Annotated in this window: 17 protein-coding genes and 1 other RNA gene; 7 read left to right on the top strand and 11 right to left on the bottom strand. The window is 56.7% G+C overall.

The features are described from left to right. Window positions 1-362 precede the first annotated feature (362 nt). Both HF945_RS13320 and HF945_RS13315 read right to left on the bottom strand, forming a co-directional pair. Window positions 363-2,168 (bottom strand): S8 family serine peptidase, encoded by a 1,806-nt coding sequence (locus HF945_RS13320; protein ID WP_290523054.1) that lies wholly within the window; start codon window positions 2,166-2,168, stop codon window positions 363-365. 233 nt (window positions 2,169-2,401) lie between these two features. Next, entirely contained in the window at window positions 2,402-2,758 is a 357-nt protein-coding gene (locus HF945_RS13315; protein WP_290523053.1) for a roadblock/LC7 domain-containing protein, read from the bottom strand. 141 nt (window positions 2,759-2,899) lie between these two features. Here HF945_RS13315 and HF945_RS13310 point away from each other — a divergent pair, with 141 nt between their 5' ends. Beyond that, complete coding sequence (locus tag HF945_RS13310) at window positions 2,900-3,220, top strand: hypothetical protein (protein ID WP_290523052.1); 321 nt, start codon at window positions 2,900-2,902, stop codon at window positions 3,218-3,220. Here the strand turns inward: HF945_RS13310 and HF945_RS13305 are convergent. From HF945_RS13305 to ssrA, 4 genes are all read right to left on the bottom strand, one after another. Beyond that, the gene (locus tag HF945_RS13305; RefSeq protein WP_290523051.1) at window positions 3,195-6,269 is read right to left on the bottom strand and encodes a DEAD/DEAH box helicase; all 3,075 of its coding nucleotides are present in this window, start codon (window positions 6,267-6,269) and stop codon (window positions 3,195-3,197) included. The two genes, HF945_RS13310 and HF945_RS13305, sit on opposite strands and share 26 nt — an antisense overlap. 447 nt (window positions 6,270-6,716) lie before the next feature. After that, complete coding sequence (locus HF945_RS13300) at window positions 6,717-7,016, bottom strand: type II toxin-antitoxin system RelE/ParE family toxin (protein ID WP_290523050.1); 300 nt, start codon at window positions 7,014-7,016, stop codon at window positions 6,717-6,719. A 5-nt stretch (window positions 7,017-7,021) separates the two neighbouring features. After that, on the bottom strand, window positions 7,022-7,279 hold the full coding sequence (locus HF945_RS13295) for a type II toxin-antitoxin system ParD family antitoxin (RefSeq protein WP_290523049.1): 258 nt from the start codon (window positions 7,277-7,279) through the stop codon (window positions 7,022-7,024). Between the two features lie 526 nt (window positions 7,280-7,805). Then, window positions 7,806-8,162: a transfer-messenger RNA gene (gene ssrA / locus HF945_RS13290) on the bottom strand. Window positions 8,163-8,538: 376 nt separating this feature from the next. On the opposite strand from ssrA, the gene HF945_RS13285 reads away from it, so the two are divergent. Continuing rightward, window positions 8,539-8,817, top strand: coding sequence for a hypothetical protein (locus tag HF945_RS13285; RefSeq protein ID WP_290523048.1), 279 nt, complete (start codon window positions 8,539-8,541; stop codon window positions 8,815-8,817). Window positions 8,818-8,865: 48 nt separating this feature from the next. On the opposite strand, the gene smpB is transcribed toward HF945_RS13285, so the two are convergent. After that, window positions 8,866-9,345: an SsrA-binding protein SmpB gene (gene smpB, locus HF945_RS13280; RefSeq protein WP_290523047.1), complete on the bottom strand. Its 480-nt coding sequence runs from the start codon at window positions 9,343-9,345 to the stop codon at window positions 8,866-8,868. A gap of 184 nt (window positions 9,346-9,529) precedes the next feature. Here smpB and HF945_RS13275 point away from each other — a divergent pair, with 184 nt between their 5' ends. Together HF945_RS13275 and HF945_RS13270 are read left to right on the top strand one after the other, a co-directional pair. Beyond that, entirely contained in the window at window positions 9,530-11,095 is a 1,566-nt protein-coding gene (locus HF945_RS13275) for a sodium-dependent transporter (RefSeq protein WP_290523046.1), read from the top strand. Continuing rightward, window positions 11,095-11,400 (top strand): RnfH family protein, encoded by a 306-nt coding sequence (locus tag HF945_RS13270; protein ID WP_290523045.1) that lies wholly within the window; start codon window positions 11,095-11,097, stop codon window positions 11,398-11,400. Before HF945_RS13275 ends, HF945_RS13270 begins: the two co-directional genes overlap by 1 nt. A gap of 24 nt (window positions 11,401-11,424) precedes the next feature. Here the strand turns inward: HF945_RS13270 and HF945_RS13265 are convergent, their stop codons facing one another. Beyond that, window positions 11,425-11,832, bottom strand: coding sequence for an outer membrane protein assembly factor BamE (locus tag HF945_RS13265; RefSeq protein ID WP_290523044.1), 408 nt, complete (start codon window positions 11,830-11,832; stop codon window positions 11,425-11,427). Window positions 11,833-12,017: 185 nt separating this feature from the next. Between HF945_RS13265 and fur the strand changes: the two genes are divergently transcribed. Beyond that, the gene (fur, locus tag HF945_RS13260; RefSeq protein WP_290523043.1) at window positions 12,018-12,419 is read left to right on the top strand and encodes a ferric iron uptake transcriptional regulator; all 402 of its coding nucleotides are present in this window, start codon (window positions 12,018-12,020) and stop codon (window positions 12,417-12,419) included. A 470-nt stretch (window positions 12,420-12,889) separates the two neighbouring features. Here fur and recN read toward each other — a convergent pair whose 3' ends face one another. Then, window positions 12,890-14,557 (bottom strand): DNA repair protein RecN, encoded by a 1,668-nt coding sequence (gene recN, locus HF945_RS13255; protein ID WP_290523042.1) that lies wholly within the window; start codon window positions 14,555-14,557, stop codon window positions 12,890-12,892. A 30-nt stretch (window positions 14,558-14,587) separates the two neighbouring features. Continuing rightward, window positions 14,588-15,097, bottom strand: a complete 510-nt coding sequence (locus tag HF945_RS13250; RefSeq protein ID WP_290523041.1) for an RDD family protein — start codon at window positions 15,095-15,097, stop codon at window positions 14,588-14,590. Window positions 15,098-15,222: 125 nt separating this feature from the next. Between HF945_RS13250 and hrcA the strand changes: the two genes are divergently transcribed. Then, the gene (hrcA, locus tag HF945_RS13245) at window positions 15,223-16,272 is read left to right on the top strand and encodes a heat-inducible transcriptional repressor HrcA (RefSeq protein WP_290523040.1); all 1,050 of its coding nucleotides are present in this window, start codon (window positions 15,223-15,225) and stop codon (window positions 16,270-16,272) included. A 448-nt stretch (window positions 16,273-16,720) separates the two neighbouring features. Here hrcA and HF945_RS13240 read toward each other — a convergent pair whose 3' ends face one another. Further along, window positions 16,721-17,653: an IS110 family transposase gene (locus tag HF945_RS13240; RefSeq protein ID WP_290525365.1), complete on the bottom strand. Its 933-nt coding sequence runs from the start codon at window positions 17,651-17,653 to the stop codon at window positions 16,721-16,723. Between the two features lie 548 nt (window positions 17,654-18,201). Between HF945_RS13240 and grpE the strand changes: the two genes are divergently transcribed. Beyond that, window positions 18,202-18,789 (top strand): nucleotide exchange factor GrpE, encoded by a 588-nt coding sequence (gene grpE, locus HF945_RS13235; protein WP_290523039.1) that lies wholly within the window; start codon window positions 18,202-18,204, stop codon window positions 18,787-18,789. The last annotated feature ends 145 nt before the right edge of the window (window positions 18,790-18,934 follow it).

The following is an 18,934-nucleotide window of genomic DNA, read 5'->3' as shown; positions in this document are numbered from 1 at the left end:
ACGCCACAGGAGACGCGGCACGCATCACGCCTCGCCCCCGTGGGAGCGGTGGTTCCACCGCGATCTTTCATCTTCACAGGACATCGTGGTCGCACCCGGAGGGCATAGCAAACGACCACTCCCACGGAGGACGCCTCATCCAGGGTCAGGCCCTTAGGGCGGTAATGGGCGAATGCCCATCACCGCCATTGCACCATCGCTTGCAGGCAAGCTCCCACACTAAACCCCGTGCCCAAGCCGGCTGTCCGCGCGTGTTGCCTGATGCATGAAGCAGCCGCAGAGCGGCCAAAAAAAAACCGGCGCTCCAGGAGAGTAGCGCCGGCAATCTACAGGCAGATTCAATCACAAAACCGATCAGGTCCTCAGGGGTTGGTGAGCAGGGTATAAGCCCCGGAACCACTTTGCGCCCGGACCTGCCAGCGGTAGAAACCGCGGTTCACATTGGCATGAATTTCGGCCACACCGTTCTGCGGGGCAGCGGACGCCACGTTGTTCCAGCTACAGAAGAACAGGAAGCAGCTCTGGCTCTGCAGAGTAACCGTGAAGCTGCTACCCGCCGGGCTGTACAACCAGGCATCAATCGCGCCACCGGAGAAGTTGAAGCCGTTGGACGGCAGGATCACCGAGCCACCGTTGTTCAGCTGGCCTTCGTAGCGGGTACAGTCCGGGCAGGGTGACGTTTCGGTGCCCACCGTCACGGTCTGGTCAGTGGTGCCGGTCTGGTTGGCGGTATCGGTCACGGTCAGGGTGACGGTGAATTCCCCGTCCACACCATAGTCGTGGGTGATCTGCTCGCCGCTGGCCACGTTGCCATCGCCCAGATCCCAATCCCATGCGGCTACCGCAACATCATCACTGGAGCCACTGGCATCCAGTGCGCACACCGTGCCCTGGCAGTCTGCGGTAAACGCCGCCGTGGGCAGGCGGTCAATGCCGGAGCCGTCTTGCTGAGTAATTTGCAGCAGACGATTGGGGGACTGGTTACCCGCGTTGCTGATTGCCCCGGTGGTTGCATCGTTCACCAGAGCAAGGTTCACCGCCGCAGGGGTGGCGCTGGGGTTGGCCGCCAGATAGAGCGCCGCGGCACCGGCTGCGTGAGGCGCTGCCATGGACGTACCGTTCAGGCTCGCGGTTTGGTTGTCAGACTGATACCAGGCAGAGGTAATGTCGCTGCCAGGGGCGAACAGATCCACACAGGCACCGAAGTTGGAGAAGGAAGAGCGTTGATCCTGGCGAGTGGTGGCACCCACGGTCAGCGCTTCCGGTACCCGGTTGGGGGAGCCGTTACAGGCATTGGTGTTGTCGTTGCCCGCAGCCACTACCATCGTCACACCGGCATTGACCGCATTCACCACCGCCGTATCCAGCGCACTGGAGTTAAGGCCGCCCAGCGACAGGTTGGCCACCGCCGGTTTTTGATGATTACCGGCTACCCAGTCGACCCCGGCGATCACACCGGAGGTGGAGCCACTACCATTGCATCCAAGCACCCGCACGGGCGCAATATTGGCCTGCTTGGCCACACCATAGGTGCTACCGACGGCAGTGCCTGACACATGAGTACCATGGCCGTTACAGTCTTCTACATTATTGGGGTCAACGCTGCCGCCACCAAACAGGAAGCCGCCTGAGCTGACAAAATTGCGTCCTGGCAGTACCCGGCCAGTGAATTCCTGGTGGGTGGTGCGCAAGCCGGTATCCAGCACATACACATTCACATCCCGGCCACCGTTGTCCGGATACTGGTAGCGGCCATCCAGCGGCAGGCCCGCCTGATCCACACGGTCCAGGCCCCAGGTGGCATTGGTCTGCAGTGCCACCGTGGTCACCGTGCGGTCCGGTTCCACCGAGATCACTCCTGGCAGAATACCCAGCAAGGAAGCCTGCAGGTCGGTCAGGCGTACCGTCATACCCAGCAGGGCATTCTCATAGGTGTAGATCACCTCACCGCCACCCACGCCCGCCAGCAAGGTTTGCAGTGCAGTGGTAAGGCTGTGCAGCCCCAGCTGCTCGAGCAGATTGGGAGCTACCTGCACAATGTACTGATTCTGGATGATCTCACCGGCAACCGGCGTTTCTGATTCGTTCTCGTTAGCCCAGACAGGCGACATGACACTGCCGCCCAGAATGGCGGCCAGCACCGCGGCCTTGAAAGTAGATCGTGGCATTGCGTTCCCTCCAATACAGTTGGAATAAAACCTAGGGAAACGCTGTGTATCTCTCCATGGGCAGGGTGTAGTGTTTTTGTTGTCCAAAAAAGCGCTTAACGGCCGCAAAGCCTTATAAAATGCGGGCTAGGCAAAAATGAGAACTCGTCGTGAAGATGGCGTCAGGAGTGGCCAAAACCCCCGACTTGAGCGTAATTGCGCCGAAATCGCGAAATGAAAGGGGAAAAGGGCGTTTAGAACAGCTTTTCCAGCTTTGAAAGGGTCTTCCACACCAGCATCTGCATGCGTTGGGAATTGATCGTTGGCTTCGCCAGGCAAGCAAACACCATATCGTTCACCGGCCAGATACTGATGCAGCCCAGGCGGCAACGAATAAACACCTCTTCACTCAAACCCAGTTTCAGGCCAATCAGCACCCGGTCGCAGGCTTTCTTCATCTCAAAGAACAGGGCGTTCTGCTCGTCATAATCCAGCCCCTCGCCAAAGTGCACCACCGGCAACCCGTCATTGCTGATCAGCGCGACCAGCAGGATGTCATCCGAGGAGGCTTTCAGGTCTTCCAGGGGTGGGGTGAGCGTGGAAAGCTTCATTGTTGTTATCCGTCCGTGGTGGTGTGGTTTCAGCTTAGGGGTGGGGGTGATCAGGGTCAAAGGGGGTAGGCCCTTCCAGGCATTTAGGCGGATTGCTGGGCCGATAAAGGGTCGTTACAAGAGGGGAGGGAGGCTGACTGTATGAAATTTGAAATTAGCTATCTTTACCGCGATGCCAGCAACTATAAGCAATATGAATCTGTCGTGGTGGAGTTGCTAGGTCCCGAAAGTGCTGAAGAAGTCGAACACATGCTACGTGATCGGTTTGCGGACCTGCAGGTCTGGCCCGATATTTTGCATTTTCGCCCTGAAGACCTTGGTTGGCCTACGGCCTACTTTGAGGGGCTCGATTGTGGCGGGGGTGATCTAGCTCTGCATGAGATAGAAGATATCGCTGAAACGGATAAACCAGAGACGGCAGAATTGTTTCTATATCTTAGCCCGCAATTGAAAGAGTTTTGAATGCGCGCAAATGACGAGCAGGCATGGGAATATCAAGTTTCCAAGTGATACTCATTGGGCGGCTGCCTTCATGATATTGGTACGAGACAGGTCCAAGGAAATGATAGGGCTGTGCATAGTTTTTAACTTTGGCTTGCTCGCGGACGAATAGCAAAGGGGTGTAGCCAAGGGATTTGTGGTTGATGTAACGATTTCCTGTCTTGGACTTGTCGCTAGTTGTACTTTGACTTTGCCAATGAAATAAGGTGTTGCTTATTGCGTAGTCTGCATAAAGTGTGGACGGACTATAGTGCTTTTCGCTTTTCTGGATGGTGGCCAAAAATAGATCAATTTTTTGCTTGGGTACGTGACGTACTCCCTCTCGAAATGGAGGTTGTTTTTCCCAGTTCCATTCCCCAGTCAATATCAAAATTTCGTCTCTAGTGTAGCTGGCGTGGGGTGTAAGTGGGAGTGTTTCTGTCATGGGGGGGGATGCTAAGGTGCTCGGATGTTGTAGCAGCCAGTCGATAAGCTGTTTGGCTTCAGATAAAATGCGTGGGTTATTATTGATGAGTTCCCATGCGGATTTTACACAGTTTGACTGGGTTCGATTGGTGATGAGAGGGTTGAGGAAGGCGTGTACAAGAGGGTCGTTGCCCTTTCCATCATTGAGCCATTGTTTCCAGCGATTGAGTCTGGGTATGTCGTTTGCATGACAAATTCGGCGCAGCCAAGTTTGAAGTAATCTGTTGTCAGGTTCAGGGGAGGCGTTAATTATTCCCGATCTGATGCATAGGCTATCCCATGTGTCGATTCGATAAATATTTTCTGGCATTATTTTGAAGTGGTTTAAAAAGTCAGAAAGTTTGACATCGCGACCGGATGATGAAGAGAAATCGGATATGCTTCGGATTAATTGAGGCGCCCTGTCTAAAGATGCGTCTTTTATGTTTTGAAGAATTCTCTGCTTTGCGATTCTCTCTAATTGAATTGCGCACCCTGCAGGTAAGTGGGGAAATTCGTGGTTTATTTCTTCATTGATATCACTGGATGGATTTGATGACAAAGCTCGGAGTCGATTTTCAAAGCGAAAATTTTTGTGCATGTTCCCAATAAAGTCTAGTACGGTGAGGTAGTCTTTTTCATCCGATAGACGAAGACCTCTGCCGAGCTGCTGAAGGAAGATTGTGAGGCTTTCTGTGGGGCGGAGAAAGAGCACGGTGTCTATCTCAGGAATATCGATTCCTTCATTGAATAAATCTACTGAAAATATGAAATTTATATTTCTTTCTTTTAGGTTCTTTCTGGCGGATTTTCTTTCTTCTTTTGTTGATTCTGACGTTAGTGAAAGTGATGGTATTCCACTTTTATTGAAAAAGCTTGCCATGAAATTGGCGTGCGCTATGCTGACGCAAAATCCGATCCCTCGGGTGTTGTTTAGGTTGGGTATGCGTCGCCGACATTGATCAACAATGTTTTGAGCTCGCATGTCGTTTCCTGTTACAAGGTTGTCTAGTTCGGAAGTCCTAAATCCTCCTCGCTCCCATGTGAGTTTGGAGTAATCAATTTCATCAATGTCGGATACTCCGTAGTAGTGAAAAGGGGCTACCAGTCTTCGGTTTATAGCATCAGGAAGCCTAATCTCACAGACAATTCGGTCGTCGAATATGGTGGTGATGTCGTTGCCGTCCGCACGTTCCGGAGTAGCTGTTAGTCCCAGGAGGATTTTGGGTTTTAAATCAGATACGACCCCTTGATAGCTGCTGGCGGAGGATCGGTGAGTCTCGTCGATCAAAACGTAGTCGAACTTGCTGGCACTCCAGGTCTTGGTGAGCTCGCGTTTCCTGATTGTTTGTACGGTGGCAAACAGATGATGATCTTGATCCGGCGTGTTGGTTCCATCGAGTAGATCTCCAAAGTTCTGATCTTTAAGAACAGCTCTGAAGGTGGATATTGCTTGCTCAAGTATTTCTTTTCTATGAGCAATAAAAAGTAGGCTTGGGGCTTTGCCGTTATTTCTTTTGATTTGGTTGCGATAATCAAAAGCGGCAATCATCGTCTTTCCTGTCCCTGTGGCGGCGACAACAAGCTGCCTGTGTGGGGCGGTGCGTAGCTTTCGGTCATTCTCAAGAGAATCCAGTACCTCTTGCTGAAATTGATATGGATTGAGGTTAAATAGTGCTAGATGGTTGTTAGGAGAGTTTTTTGTGTTCTCTTTTTGTAGCGCTTTACGAAGTGAATTTTCGTTGAATTTCTCGAATTCGGGATCTTGCCAATAGGTGTCAAAGGTGGCAAGAACCTTTTCCCAAATGGGTTTGTCGGCGTATTGGGTAGCCTTGACTGTCCACTCAAGCCCTTCGGTTAGGGCAGGTCTAGATAGATTGGCTGAGCCGATATAAGCTGTGCTGAATCCCGTATCTCTTTCAAATAAATACGCTTTAGCATGGAGTCTTGTGCGGTGAGTGTCATAGGACACCCGTACTTCTGTGTTGGGAAGTTTGGCTAATGTTTTTACAGCGGCCAAATCTGTGGCGCCCATGTAGCTGGTAGTAATAACGCGAAGACGAGTGCCGTCCCTGCTGGTGAAATCTTCAAGTGCATCTCTTAGTAGTGCGATACCGCTCCATTTAATGAAAGAGCACAGAATATAGATACGGTCTGCACTGGCAATTTCTTGCTTTAGTTGAGAGAGCAAGCTTGGGTCTATGCGTGTGCCTGTAAGCAGGCTGCTCTCTGAGGCCGGAGTGTCTGGTCTGATTAAAGCGTTATTTTGGTCAGAAACTTCTAGTAGTCGTTCTAGCGTTTCTGGCAGAGTTGCTTGGTCTTCTAGTGAGTCATCCGCTTCCGAAAGAACGGATATGATCTTGTTGATCAGATTTCGCTGATGACCTAAGCGATTATCAGAGGGTAGCCTGTGAAGGGTTGATGCAATAATATCGCTGAGGTGCTGAGCCAGGACGCTGTGACTGTCAGCGGCGTCAAGTTTCTCCGTACGACTAGATATTGCGAGCTTGCTGAGTTCGTCACTAGTCGCCTTATCAATGATTTTTTCGTAGAGCCCCTTTTTCATTCGAAAAATTTACCAGGTAGGAGTATGACTTGCTAGCGACTTCGGCGCGAGGCGGCGAGGCTCAAGTCTTTCCCCTTGCGTCCAATATTGGATCAAGGTTCTTCCCTGAGAGAAATCGATGCCAGGTGGGAGATTCAGCTTGCTGAACAAAGGGGCTTTTGGTCCTGGGCTTTTTCGCCCCTCCAGTGGGGCACCTACAGCAAGATCCACCCTCAGTGAACCTGTGCCCGCTGTGGTAAATCCGCTTTTGATCTTTGCGTGCCGCATGTTGCGTGAAGCGTGCTGCCCCCGCGAAGCGGCACAAAAAAGTAGTTTCGGAGAGTTTCGGGGTCAGGTCTTGCCCCGTGCGTTGGAATGGCGAGGACCCTCCAGGTCAGCGTGCAGCCCTTCGCTACAGGCTTTCCTGAAAATAGCTGATTGTGTCCGTTTCCATGTCTGGATGTCGGGTCATTTCAGGTGGCGGGCGGGATCTTGACGGCTGTGCAGAATGCGAATGATTTCAACGCTGCTGGCGGTGGTTCGGTAGAACAGAACATGACTTTCGATTGTCAGGCTGCGAATGCCGGCGAGCAATTCGGGTCTTTCCGTGGCCATCAGGGGCTGTTCAGTCAGTGACCAGAATTTGCTCTTCAGGGTTTCGAGATAGCTGTCTGACCTGGCTTGGCCCCACTGGCGCAGGCCGTATTGATAAATTTCCTTGAGGTCTGTTTTCGCGGCCGGCGCAATGATTAGCTGGAGAGCTGGCACGTCGGTCAGGCCTTGATATCGTCGAACAGGGTGTCGAGGGCAGATTTGGACTCAATGAGGATGCCTTGGCCCTGATCCAGCTGGTCTGTCCCCACTTTCAGTTGTTCCCGCAGGCGAGCCAGTTTGATTTCGTGAATCCAGTCTTCGTGGGTGTCCATAAAGCGCAGCGCTTCACGGATCACCTCGCTGGCATTGTTGTAAAGCCCGCTCTCCACCTTGGCTTTAATGCGGGATTCGAGTTCCGGGGTCAGTGATATATGCATGGTGCCCTCCAAAGGCTGGCTTTGCTTAAAAAATGCTAGGTTTGGGTACAGGATTTGTCAATGTTTGTAGGCTGAGGCTGCCTTCGCCGGCCCCCACAGCGGGTTCGGGTAGATGAGTGCTCTTTCGTGGGGTTTGAAGTGGGGGAGGTTGATGGCGGAGATCGGCTGCCGCCGATTTCCGCCCTACGATAATGTCATTGGTTTCAGGCTTAAGCCGCGCGGCACAAACAAGATTCATCGTGGGTTTGCGAGAATGCGCGAGTCCGGCACTTTACTCCGCCCTGCGTGAAATCGATGCCAGGTGGGAGATTCAGCTTGCTGAACGAAGGGGGTTTTGATTTTGGGTTTTGTTCGCCCCTCCAGTGGGGCTCCTACAGCAAGATCCACCCTCGGTGAACTCTGTGCTCTCTGTGGTAAATCCGCGTTTGATCTTTGCGTGCCGCATGTTGGGTGAAGCGTGTTGCAGCCCCAGCACGGCACAAAAAAGGGCCGCCCCATCGGGGTGGCCCTTTTTGTTGGTGCTGTTTGGTGGAGCCGGCGGGAATCGAACCCGCGTCCGTCAGCAATCCATCTGCAGGTCTACATGCTTAGCCAGATCTATTGATTTAAGCCCACACAACCCGATTGGCAGGACGTGAGAGCCGAGCCCCTAAGAGTTTTAACAGCGCGATCCGGGGCGGACGTTGCTGCGAGCCTGTGTTGCGATGCTCGCCGCTCTTCCCCACAGGCAGGGTCGATTGGCGATAAGCAGGGTTTAAGCTGCTAGTGCGTAAGAATCGTCGTTTGCGATTACTTTAATGTGCCACAAATGATTTACGAGACTCGTGACCTTCTCGACATGCACCACAGAGTTCAATACCGGCGTCGAATCCAGGTCGGCCCCTGTGAACTCCGTATTGTAGTAGGTGGGGGTCGCCAAGTCACTTAACAAGTGTGTCCGACGAAGAGATTTGGTTTCGATCAAAAAACACCCAAAAAGCGTTACCAGAGTGTAAAAGTGTTACCTGAATACACATCGACTGTCTGACAATCTTACTGAAAGCGCTTCATTTGTCATAATTAAGGCGCATTATGAAGTTGTCAGCGGGCGATGTCGAAATGTCGGCTGATGGTGCGGACCCGGCCGCGGGTAGCCACAAGCCACTGCGCTGAGCGGGTCTGCAAATTGTGTATCTCGCAATGACTTTACTGCGTCAGGCGGGCAAAAGGCCTGCAGGACGCCAAGCAAGGCATTGTCGTTCATTCAAAGGAGAAGGACGATGAACGCGATTATTCGATCTGTCGCACAGGTATCTGACAAGGCGCTGGCACCCCTCAAGGCTCAACCGGTGCTCTTCCGTGCGCTGCAGCTGGTGTTTGCCCTGGCCGCCTATGCCGCCGGTATTTACCTGGTGGACCTGGCGACGCCGCAGGCGCGTATTCCGGTGATTCTGTTCGCGGTGTACTTCATGCCAGCGGTACTGCGTGCCTGGTTGCAGCTGTACTGGCAGCTGCGCGGTGACGTACGGGCCGACAAGCCCAAGCGCCACATGGCATAAAGACGGATGAAATATCGTGGGTTGCGTGCAGGGTAAGCCGTTTCGGCCTTAACCCTGCCGCATCAGACGTTGTTTCTGACGGTTCCAGTCGCGCTCTTTCTCGGTGGCGCGCTTGTCAAACTTCTGCTTACCCTTGGCCAGGGCGATATCGCACTTGGCGAACCCTTTCTTCCAGTACAGGCTCACCGGTACACAGGTGAAACCGTCTTTCTGTACCCCGCCAAACACCTGACCCAGCTCACGACGGTGAAGCAGTAGCTTGCGTGTGCGTGTGGGGTCCGGAACGATATGGGTGCTGGCCGTGTTCAGGGGCTCAATGCGGGCGCCAAACAGAAAGGCCTCGCCATCCTTGAGCAGGATGTAGGCCTCACTGAGGTTGGCTTTGCCGGCACGCATGGCTTTCACTTCCCAGCCTTCCAGTACCAGGCCGGCTTCAAAGTGCTCTTCCAGATGATATTCGTGACGCGCCTTGCGATTCTGCGCAATGGTGGCGGACGGTGCTTTGGCTTTTTTCTTGGCTTTTCCCATAGGGCGGCGATTATAGAGCAAGGTCAGTTGACCGGATAGCGCTTTGCGTCTGGTTTTATCCGGTAAGTAAGTGGTTGCTTCGGTCAGGGGCCTTTGGTTGAGGCTGGCGGGTTACGCGGGCGCCCTTGAGCCGGGACGGCAAATAATAAGACAATACCGCCACGCTAAAGAAGGTATGGGTTCTATGAAGCAAGAAAACAAGCCGGTTCATGGTATGTGGGCCAACCGTTGGGTGTTCATTCTGGCGGCGACCGGGTCGGCAGTGGGGTTGGGCAACATCTGGCGATTCCCCTACATCACCGGTGAGAACGGCGGCGGGGCCTTCGTGCTGTTGTACTTGCTGTGTATCGCGGTGGTGGGGATTCCAATCATGGTCGCTGAGGTCATGATGGGCCGCAAGGGCGGAATGAGCCCGATCAATTCCATGCGCAAGCTGGCGGCGGACAGCAAGGTGTCCCAGCGCTGGGCCGGTATTGGTCATATGGGGGTGCTGTCGGCGTTTCTGATTCTCTCTTTTTATTCTGTGGTCGCCAGTTGGGCGCTTTACTACGTCTGGGAAGCCGTCATAGGCGGTTTCCAGGGCATCACGGCGGCCCAGTCGGAGGCCCGTTTTACCAATCTGCTGGCCAACCCCTGGCTGATGATGGGCTGCCACACCCTGTTCATGGTGCTCACCATGTTTGTGGTGGGTCGCGGGGTGAAAGGCGGGCTTGAGAAGGCGGTGGAGATTCTCATGCCGCTGCTGTTTGTATTGTTGCTGGTGCTGGTGGGCTACGCGGCGACCACGCCCGGGTTCAAGGAGGGCATTGCGTTCCTGTTTGCCTTCGATTTCTCCAAGCTCAATGGCGCCTCGGTGATTACGGCGGTCGGCCAGGCCTTCTTTACCCTGAGCCTGGGGATGGGCGCGATCATGGCCTACGGCGCTTACATGCCCCGTGAAACGGCGGGCAAGCAGGGGGCTAAACCCAAGCCGGTGTCCATCGTGTCTACCGTGATCATCATTGCTCTACTGGATACCCTGGTGGCGCTGGGCTCCGGTGTGGCCATGTTCCCGCTGATTTTCTCCAGTGGCCTGGAAGTGGGGCAGGGGCCGGGCATGATGTTTGTCACTCTGCCGCTGGCGTTCGGTCAGATGCCGGGTGGGGTGATTTTCGGTTCATTGTTCTTTGTGCTGGTGGTGTCCGCCGCATGGAGCTCCTCTATCAGTCTGGGTGAGCCGGTGGTGGCCTGGCTGGTAGAGCGAGGCATGACCCGTGCCATGGCGGCCGTGGCGGTGGGGCTGGGTGCCTGGTTGCTGGGTATCGGTTCGGTGCTGTCGTTCAATGTCTGGCAGGACAAGACGTTCCTGGCCGGTACCTTCTTCGACAATGTGGAATTCCTCTCCACCACCGTGATGCTGCCGCTGGGCGGTGTGCTGATCGCTATCTTTGCCGGCTGGATCATGAAGGAAACCCATGCCCGCAAAGAACTGGCCATGAAGAGCTTCCCGCTCTACCTGGGCTGGCGTGCGTTGGTACGGATTTTCTCTCCGGCCGCGGTGATTGCCCTGTTTGCCTATACCCTGTGGGGCGTGTTGTCACCGGAAGAGCCCGCGCCGGCCCCCGAACCCGTGGCTCAGGAGCAGACGGCGGCCCCAGCGGAGCCCATGCCTGCCGAGGAGGAAGCCCGTGAGCCGGCAGAACAAGCCAATGGCTCAGAGGTGCCGGCAGTGACCGACAGTGATGTGCCTGTGGTGCCGGAGGGGCAATAATGGCAGCAGACGCAATGATTCATGTGGAAGTGGCCTTCGCGCTGCCGGAAAAGCAGCGTTTGATTGGCCTGGATGTCCCGGAAGGAACCACCATGCTGGAAGCCGCACGGCTGTCCGGCATTGCAGAGCAGTTCGAGGGGCTGGCGCTGGAGTCTTCGCCCATGGGGTTGTTCGGCAAGGTAGTGGCCAACCCGGCGGGGCAGGTGCTCAAGGCTGGTGAGCGGGTAGAGATTTATCGCCCGCTCAAGGCCGATCCCAAGCTGAACCGCAAGAAGCGGGCTCAGGAGAAGGCCGCCAAGTCCTGAGCAGGCTGGCGGCGGGGATGAGGGTTAGCTGCCTTCTTCCTGGCGCTGTTCGGCTTTTTGCTGCAGTTCGCGGTCGTTGCGGCCTGAGGTCTTGGCCTTGAAGTCGTCGATGACCTTGCCTTCGTAGCGGCTGTAGGTGCCGCCTTCGAAGTACACGGCGATCTTCTGGCTGACCTTTTCGCCCTTACCGGGGCGGTAGGTCATGGGGTAGAACCAGACATTGGCCGTGAACGGGTCAATCAGGGTGGGTGCGCCCAGCGCGAACCGCACCTGCTCCGGTGTCATGCCCGGCTGGAGCTGGGACAGCATGTCCTCGGTGACAAAGTTGCCCTGGGGAATATCGATGCGATAGACCCCGGGAAAGCGCAGGCTGCTGCAACCGCCCAGCACCAACAGGGTAGAGAGAAGCAGCAGTGTGGTAATTCTAGGCATGATTTTCGACTTCGATGAATGTTCGGGCGATAATACAGGCTTGGGAACGGATGACAAATTCCCGACTGACAGAGTAACCATTTTCATGGACAGTCCATTGGGTGGAGAGTTCGCGTTTCCTTGAGGGGGAATTCGGGCCCAGGGACTGTTTATTTGCCATAGACAAGGCTTACGGAGCATACGCATTGGATAACCAGGATCTCAGAAAAGCGGGCCTCAAAGTGACCCTGCCGCGGGTGAAAATCCTGCAACAGCTGGAGAAGTCTGAAGAGCGCCATCTGAGTGCCGAGGACATCTACAAATCCCTGATGGAAGCCGGTGAGGACGTGGGGCTGGCCACAGTTTATCGCGTGCTGACCCAGTTCGAGCAGGCCGGCATGGTGCTGCGCCACAACTTCGAGGGTGGATCTGCGGTCTTTGAACTGGCGGATGAAGATCATCACGACCACATGGTATGCATGGAAACTGGCCAGGTGGTCGAGTTCATGGACGACGTGATCGAAAAACGCCAGCACGCCATTGCCGAAGAACACGGCTACGAAATCGTGGACCACTCCCTGGTCCTGTACGTGAAGCCGAAGAAGTAATTACGCTTCACGCAGCATGCTGCACGCAACACGCGGGGCCTCCCGGGTGTCGTGTGGCGGTGAGGTCGTCCTTCAGTGGTGGCTTACTGCTCCCCCAGGCTATGCCTGCAAGCGATACCTTCCAAATCACGCCTTGCGTCTGCAGGCTGACGTCCGCCCCGGCCAGGCAGTTCTTCCTCTGTAGGAGAGCCAGTGTGATGGCCGATGGGGGTGGCATGTTGCGGGCGTGGATTCGTTCAGCAAGCTGAATCTCCTACAAAACCTCCCCCGCTGCATTGCAGGAGTGGTCGTTTGCTATGCCCTCCGGGTGCGACCACGATCCCGGCGTTGCCGGGCAAGCATCGCGGTGGAACCACCGCTCCTACGGGAGGGGCTCCCTCTGGCAATCCGGGCGCGGGCACGGCATCTATGCTCGCTCCAACCTCACCCGCGCAGCTATTAACTATTCACTGTTAACTATTAACTGCTCTTTACGCTGCTTGCGCCTTGCTGAGCATTTCCCGCGCATGGTTGCGGGTGGACTCGGTGATTTCCACGCCACCGAGCATGCGTGCCAGTTCCTCGATACGGGCGGCTTCGTCCAGGCCGTGGATGCGGGTGTGGGTGGTATCGTCACCCTGGATCTTGTGGACCTGCCAGTGCTGGTGGCCCTGGCTGGCGACTTGGGGCTGGTGGGTGATGCAGAGCACCTGGGCATGGCTGCCTAGTTCCCGTAGTAGTCGGCCAACGATTTCGGCCACGCCGCCGCCCACACCCACGTCCACCTCATCGAACACCAGGCTGGGTACGGTGAGATTGCGGGCGCAGATCACCTGAATGGCCAGGCTGACCCGGGACAGTTCGCCCCCGGAGGCGACCTTGCCCAGCGCCTTGAGCGGCTGGCCGGGGTTGGCGGTGAACAGGAATTCCACCTCTTCCAGACCATCGGCGCCGGGGGAGCAGTCAGAGAGCTGGGCTTCCATGACGGCGGCCTTCATGCCCAGTGCGGTGAGCTGCTTCTGTACCTGCTGGGTGAGTGTCTTGCCGGCTTTGCGGCGGGCCTTGCCGAGTTTCAGGGCGCTGTCCATATATTGCTTTTCGGCGGCGCTTTCCGCCTCGGCGAGGGCGTGGAGGTGGGCATCCACATTGCCCAGGGCTTCGGATTCATTGAGCAGGTTCCGGTGGTGCTCCACCAGTTCCTCCGGGCGAATACGGTATTTGCGCGCCAGGGTGTAGCACTGGCTGAGGCGCTCTTCCACATGGCTGAGACGCTCAGGATCCAGATCCAGTCGCTCCAGATAGTGGCGCAGGTCGTCGGCGGCGGCCTCGACTTGCAGGCGGGCGGATTCCACCGCATCGGCCACGGTGCCAAGAGCATCATCCTGACGGCGGGCGTCGTCCAGCCAGTGGCTTACTTGGCTGAGGTGATCGTTGCAGGTGCCGTCGTCGCCTTCGTAAAGGGCGGTCAGTGACTGCTGGCAAATGCGGATCAGGCTGTCGGCGTTGGCCAGCCGCTGTTGTTCCTGTTCCAGTTCGGCCAGTTCCCCTTCCTGCAGGGAGAGAGCGTCCAGTTCTTCCAGCTGAAAGCGCAGCAGCTCTTCCCGTTCATTCTGTTCGCGGGCCTGATTCAGTGCGTCGTCATGGGCCCGACGCGCCTTTTGCCAGGCGCGCCAGTGCTCGCGCACGGTGGCAGCCAGTTCGCGGGCGTCGGCATAGTTGTCCAGCAGCTGGCGGTGGGCCTCTTTCTTGAGCAGGGCCTGATGCTCGTGCTGGCTGTGGATGCTGATCAGCCGCTCACCCAGATCGCGGACTTCAGCCAGCGGCGTGGGGGTGCCGTTGATGTAGGCCCGCGAGCGGCCATCGGCTCGCACGGTGCGGCGAAGCAGGCATTGATTGTCATCGTCCAGCTCCCGCTCGGCCAGCCATTGCTGGGCGGCGGGGTTATCGCTCACATCGAAGGTGGCCAGCACTTCGGCACGGTCATGGCCGTGACGGACCACACTGGAATCCGCTCTGTCGCCCAGGGTCAGGCCTAGGGCATCGATGATCACGGATTTGCCCGCCCCGGTTTCCCCGCTGATGCAGGTGAGTCCGTTCTCCGGTTCCAGCTCCAGCTGGTCCACGGTGGCAAAATGACGAACGCTCAGATGTGTCAGCATAGTGTTGTCTCCGGAACGGGCGATCTGGTGTTAGCCTTTGGGCGCCTCAATAACCTGGGTGCCAGCCAGCAGGTCGTGCAGGCAGCGCTTGTCCTTGCGGAAGATCAGCAGCGGGTCGATGATCATCACCAGGTTAAGCACGGGAATCTGCGCAATGACGTGCATCAGCAGATAGCGAACCCCGTAGAGTTTTCCTGCGGGAACGGCATCCTGTTCCATGCCCACAATTTTCATGTTCAGCAACCACTTGCCGATGGTCTGCTGGCGGTTGAACAGCAGATAGCCCTGCACGGCCAGGAACGCCACTTCGCCCACGATGAACCAAGTGAGCGTGGTGCTCAGATCCATGACCTGCCCCTGCATGAGGGCCTCCCAGGTGCCGCTGAAATAAAACAGCGGGCCGATCAGTGCCATGCCGATCAGGCCATCGATGAGGGCGCCCGCCAGTCGCTGGCCACGACCGGCCAGAGGGGCGGTGCTGTCGGCCCCGGTGGAGGGCTGGGCGTCGGGCGTTTGATACGGGTTGGTGTAGTCTTTCATTGAAACATCCTTGTTTACTGTTCGTATGGTCAGTTAAGGCAATGGTAGGGGATTCGGGGCGTCAGTGTAAGCCCCCGGGAATTTTATATAATGCTGAGGCTGATTTTCTGGTACATATATCTCCTATGAGCAAGCTGGATCTCAACGAACGAAAACAACGCCTGTTGATGACGCTGGTGGAGCGGCATATCCGCGATGGTCAGCCGGTGGGGTCCAAGACCCTGGCCACCGGCAGTGGCCTGCAGGTAAGCCCGGCCACCATTCGCAATATCATGGCGGAGCTGGAGGATCTGGGGATTCTGGCCAGCCCGCATACCTCGGCGGGGCGCATCCCCACCGAGCTGGGTTATCGCATGTATGTGGATTCCCTGCTTGCCTCCAGTGTGATGGAGCGCCCGGATCACAGGGATCTCAAGCGCGAGCTCAATCAACTGCTGGCGCCGGAGCAGTCTCCCCAGGAATTGATTTCCCAGGCCTCCAGGACCCTGGCCGAGCTGACGCGCATGGCGGGGCTGGTGGCGGTGCCGCGCCGGGAAGTGACCACGTTACGGCAGGTGGAATTCTTGCCCCTGTCCGGCAAGCGGGTGCTGGTGGTGCTGGTGGTGAACCGCTCCGAGGTGCAGAACCGCATCATCCACACCGACCGGGATTATGAAGAAGCCGAGCTGCGCCAGGCGGCCAACTACATTAATCACACCTATGCCGGCTGCGACCTGAACAGCATCTGTGATGGCCTGCTCAACACCATGAACGCCGACCGGCAGCACATGGATGCCTTGATGCAGACGGCGGTGGCGGTGGCAGACAAGGCCCTGCGCACGGAGGAATCCGATTCCGACTACGTGGTGTCAGGCGAATCCAACCTGATCCAGACCGCAGAAGCAGATAACCTGAACCAGCTGCGCGACCTGTTCGATGCCTTTAATCACAAGCGCGATATCCTGCACCTGCTGGAACGCTCCATGAAGGCGGATGGCGTACAGATCTTCATCGGTCGCGAATCCGGCTTCCGCCCGTTCGAGGATTATTCCCTGATCTCGGCGCCCTACCGGGCGGATAACGGCCCTGTGGGGGTGCTCGCCGTGGTCGGCCCGACGCGGATGGACTATGAAAAGGTGATCCCTACCGTGGATATCACCGCCAAGATCCTCTCAGCGGCCCTCACCCAGCTGTAATTCAGTTGACAGTTGATAGTGGACAGCCTAGCTACCTGCAGCCGAAGGCTCTGTGGGAGCTTGCCTGCAAGCGATTTTCGCCAGCAGGCTGGCTCCTGCGGCAATTGTGGGAGCCGAATCCACCGCGAAGGCGGGCAATCGCTTGCAGGCAAGCTCCCACAGGGGAGGCATGACTGACCCAGCTATACCTCGCTGTAGGAGCGCCACTGGAGGCGCGAAAATGCCGTTTCGAGTTGCGAGAAGCGAGTTTCGAAAGGCAAAACCCTCTGTTGGATCATCGCGTTGGTTTGCGTGACTTTAACGAGTTATTCGTTTTCAGGGTTTGTTCGCGCCTCCAGTGGCGCTCCTACAGCATGATCTGGCGCAGGCAGGTTTCTGGAGGGCAATCGCCAGCAGGCTGGCTCCTACGGCAGGGGCGTTGTAGGAGATTCTATGTTGTCCACCCCTTTTATGAGGCAGGCATAGATACGTAGTCAGTACGGCTCTTCATCAGCGCGAAGGCGATACGGACCAGCTTACGTGCGAGGATGACCAGGGCCTGCGTTTTCGCCAGGCCACGGTCGAGATAACCTTGGTAGACACCCGCCCAGCGGGCGCTTTTACGAGCGGCCATGGCCGCACAGTAAAGCAGTCTGCGGGTCTCTGAGTCGCCTTTTTTGGTCAGCTTGCGTTTTCCCGTTCTGGTGCCGGAGTCCTTTACATGGACATCCATCCCCAGGAAGGCGACGAAGGCGTCGCTGTTGCGGAAGTCTCCTCGCAGGAAGGCCATGACCAAGGCGTAAGCCGTCAGATCGCCCACACCTTCCAGAGATTTGCAGCGTTGTACCTGATCGCAGAGCCCTGCCTCTCTTACGGTGTTGCGAAGATGCTTCTGGATTAGTGTATCCAGACTGTTGATCTGTGAGATCAGCCTTGTCAGGCTCGCCTTGAGAATCTTTTCGCCACCCAGGCTCTGTTGGATCATGGTTCGCGCCTTGATCAGCGCCGCGCGGCGGCGTAGCAGTGTCTGCAGTGTTCGATACGCCTTGGGCGGCGGGCTCCAACGGCGCAGATCCTCCTTCTCTCTCTGCAGATGGCGGGCAAGCAGCTGGGCGTCAGAGGCGTCTGTTTTAGCTCGGCCGCCTGTTCCCTTGCGGTAGCTGCTGAGACGTGAAGCATCAATGACGTAAATGTGGTGCCCTTTGGCATGGGCCAACTCGATGACTGCCATGTGGTAAGTCCCTGTGGCCTCAATGGCGATCTCACAGGAGCATGGCAGGCTCTTGAGCCAGTGTTTAATGGCTTTGGGGGTGTTCTCGATGGTGAACGTCTGGCCCTGGAAATGAATGACCAACTCGGCCTTGGCGACGTCGATGCCGACGATAGATCTTGCTACTTGCATTGCCACTGAACTGCCCCTTGAGCTAGGTTACACATGCTTGTCGGGGCGCACCTAAACGCTGGCTTGCTGGTATCGTCGGTCTGAGGTGCAACTCAGCCGATGGATTCTTTATCGGCGTATGAATAGGTGCGGGGTGGGGCCAAGTCTCCTACCGTCTGTACCCTGAGGTCAGATGCGTCGTTGGTCCCTCCACCCCGGCAAGTCCTGCATCATTGCAGGAGAGGCATTCAAACATACAAGCGGTCGTTCGACCGCGATCCCCCCGAAAGACAGAGATCGCGGTGGAACCACCGCTCCTACTGCTCGATCTGGCGGAAGCGGGGTTCCGGAGGGTAATCGCTTGCAGGCAAGCTCCCACAGGATGCGCAGACAGCCGTCTGAACGCGGCCAGCGCCGTCACAGCCCCCACAAACCCCACCCGCGCCGCTGTTAACTATTCACTATTAACTGTTAACTGCCTCCAAGCCCCCCCTTGAATCCTCACTATCAGTTCCCATATCTTTGCCCGCTTTCCTGAAAAAGCCCGGATTGGGATGTGGAGTCAAAGAATGAGTGAGCAGGAAAAAGACCAGAACAACGCCGAGCCGCAGGTAGAGACTGTGGAAGAGCAAGAAGCGGCTGCGGCTGCCGCAGAGGCGGAAGGCGAGCAGGCGGAACCTACCGCCGAAGAGAAGCTGGCGGAGCTGGAAGCCGAATTGGCGACCGTGAAGAAGGCACTGGGCGAAGCGGATATCCGTGCCCAGGCCGAAATCCAGAATGTGCGCCGCCGTGCCGAGCGCGATGTGCAGCACGCCCACAAGTTTGCCCTGGAGAAGTTCGCCGGCGATTTGCTGAGCGTGGCGGACAATCTGGAGCGTGGTCTGGGCGCGCTGGATGCCGACGACGAGGCACTGAAAGGGGCCCGCGAAGGGATCGAGCTGACGCTCAAGTCCCTGCTGGATGTGTTCGGCAAGTACAACCTGGAGCAGATCAGTCCCAGTGATGAACCCTTCAACCCTGAGCTGCATGAAGCCATGACCATGGTGCCGGTGCCCAACGTGGATCCGAACACCGTGATTGAGGTGCTCGAGAAGGGTTACCAGCTCAATGGCCGTCTGATCCGCCCGGCTCGGGTGGTGGTCAGCAAGGCGCCGTAAGCGCTGTCGGACGTCTGGCGTCTGAGGTCAGACGCCCCTCGGCCGGTTTTCGGGTTTTGACGTCTGACCTCTGACTTTAGGCGTCTAACCCGCTGAAACTGGCAACAAACAAAATCTTCACGCTCCCTTGAATTGGCAGAAAGCA

Origin of the sequence: Alcanivorax sp. (genome assembly GCF_017794965.1) — a bacterium.
Taxonomy (GTDB): domain Bacteria; phylum Pseudomonadota; class Gammaproteobacteria; order Pseudomonadales; family Alcanivoracaceae; genus Alcanivorax.
Note: the sequence above shows the minus strand (reverse complement) of the source record. Positions and strands in the feature narration are given on the sequence as shown.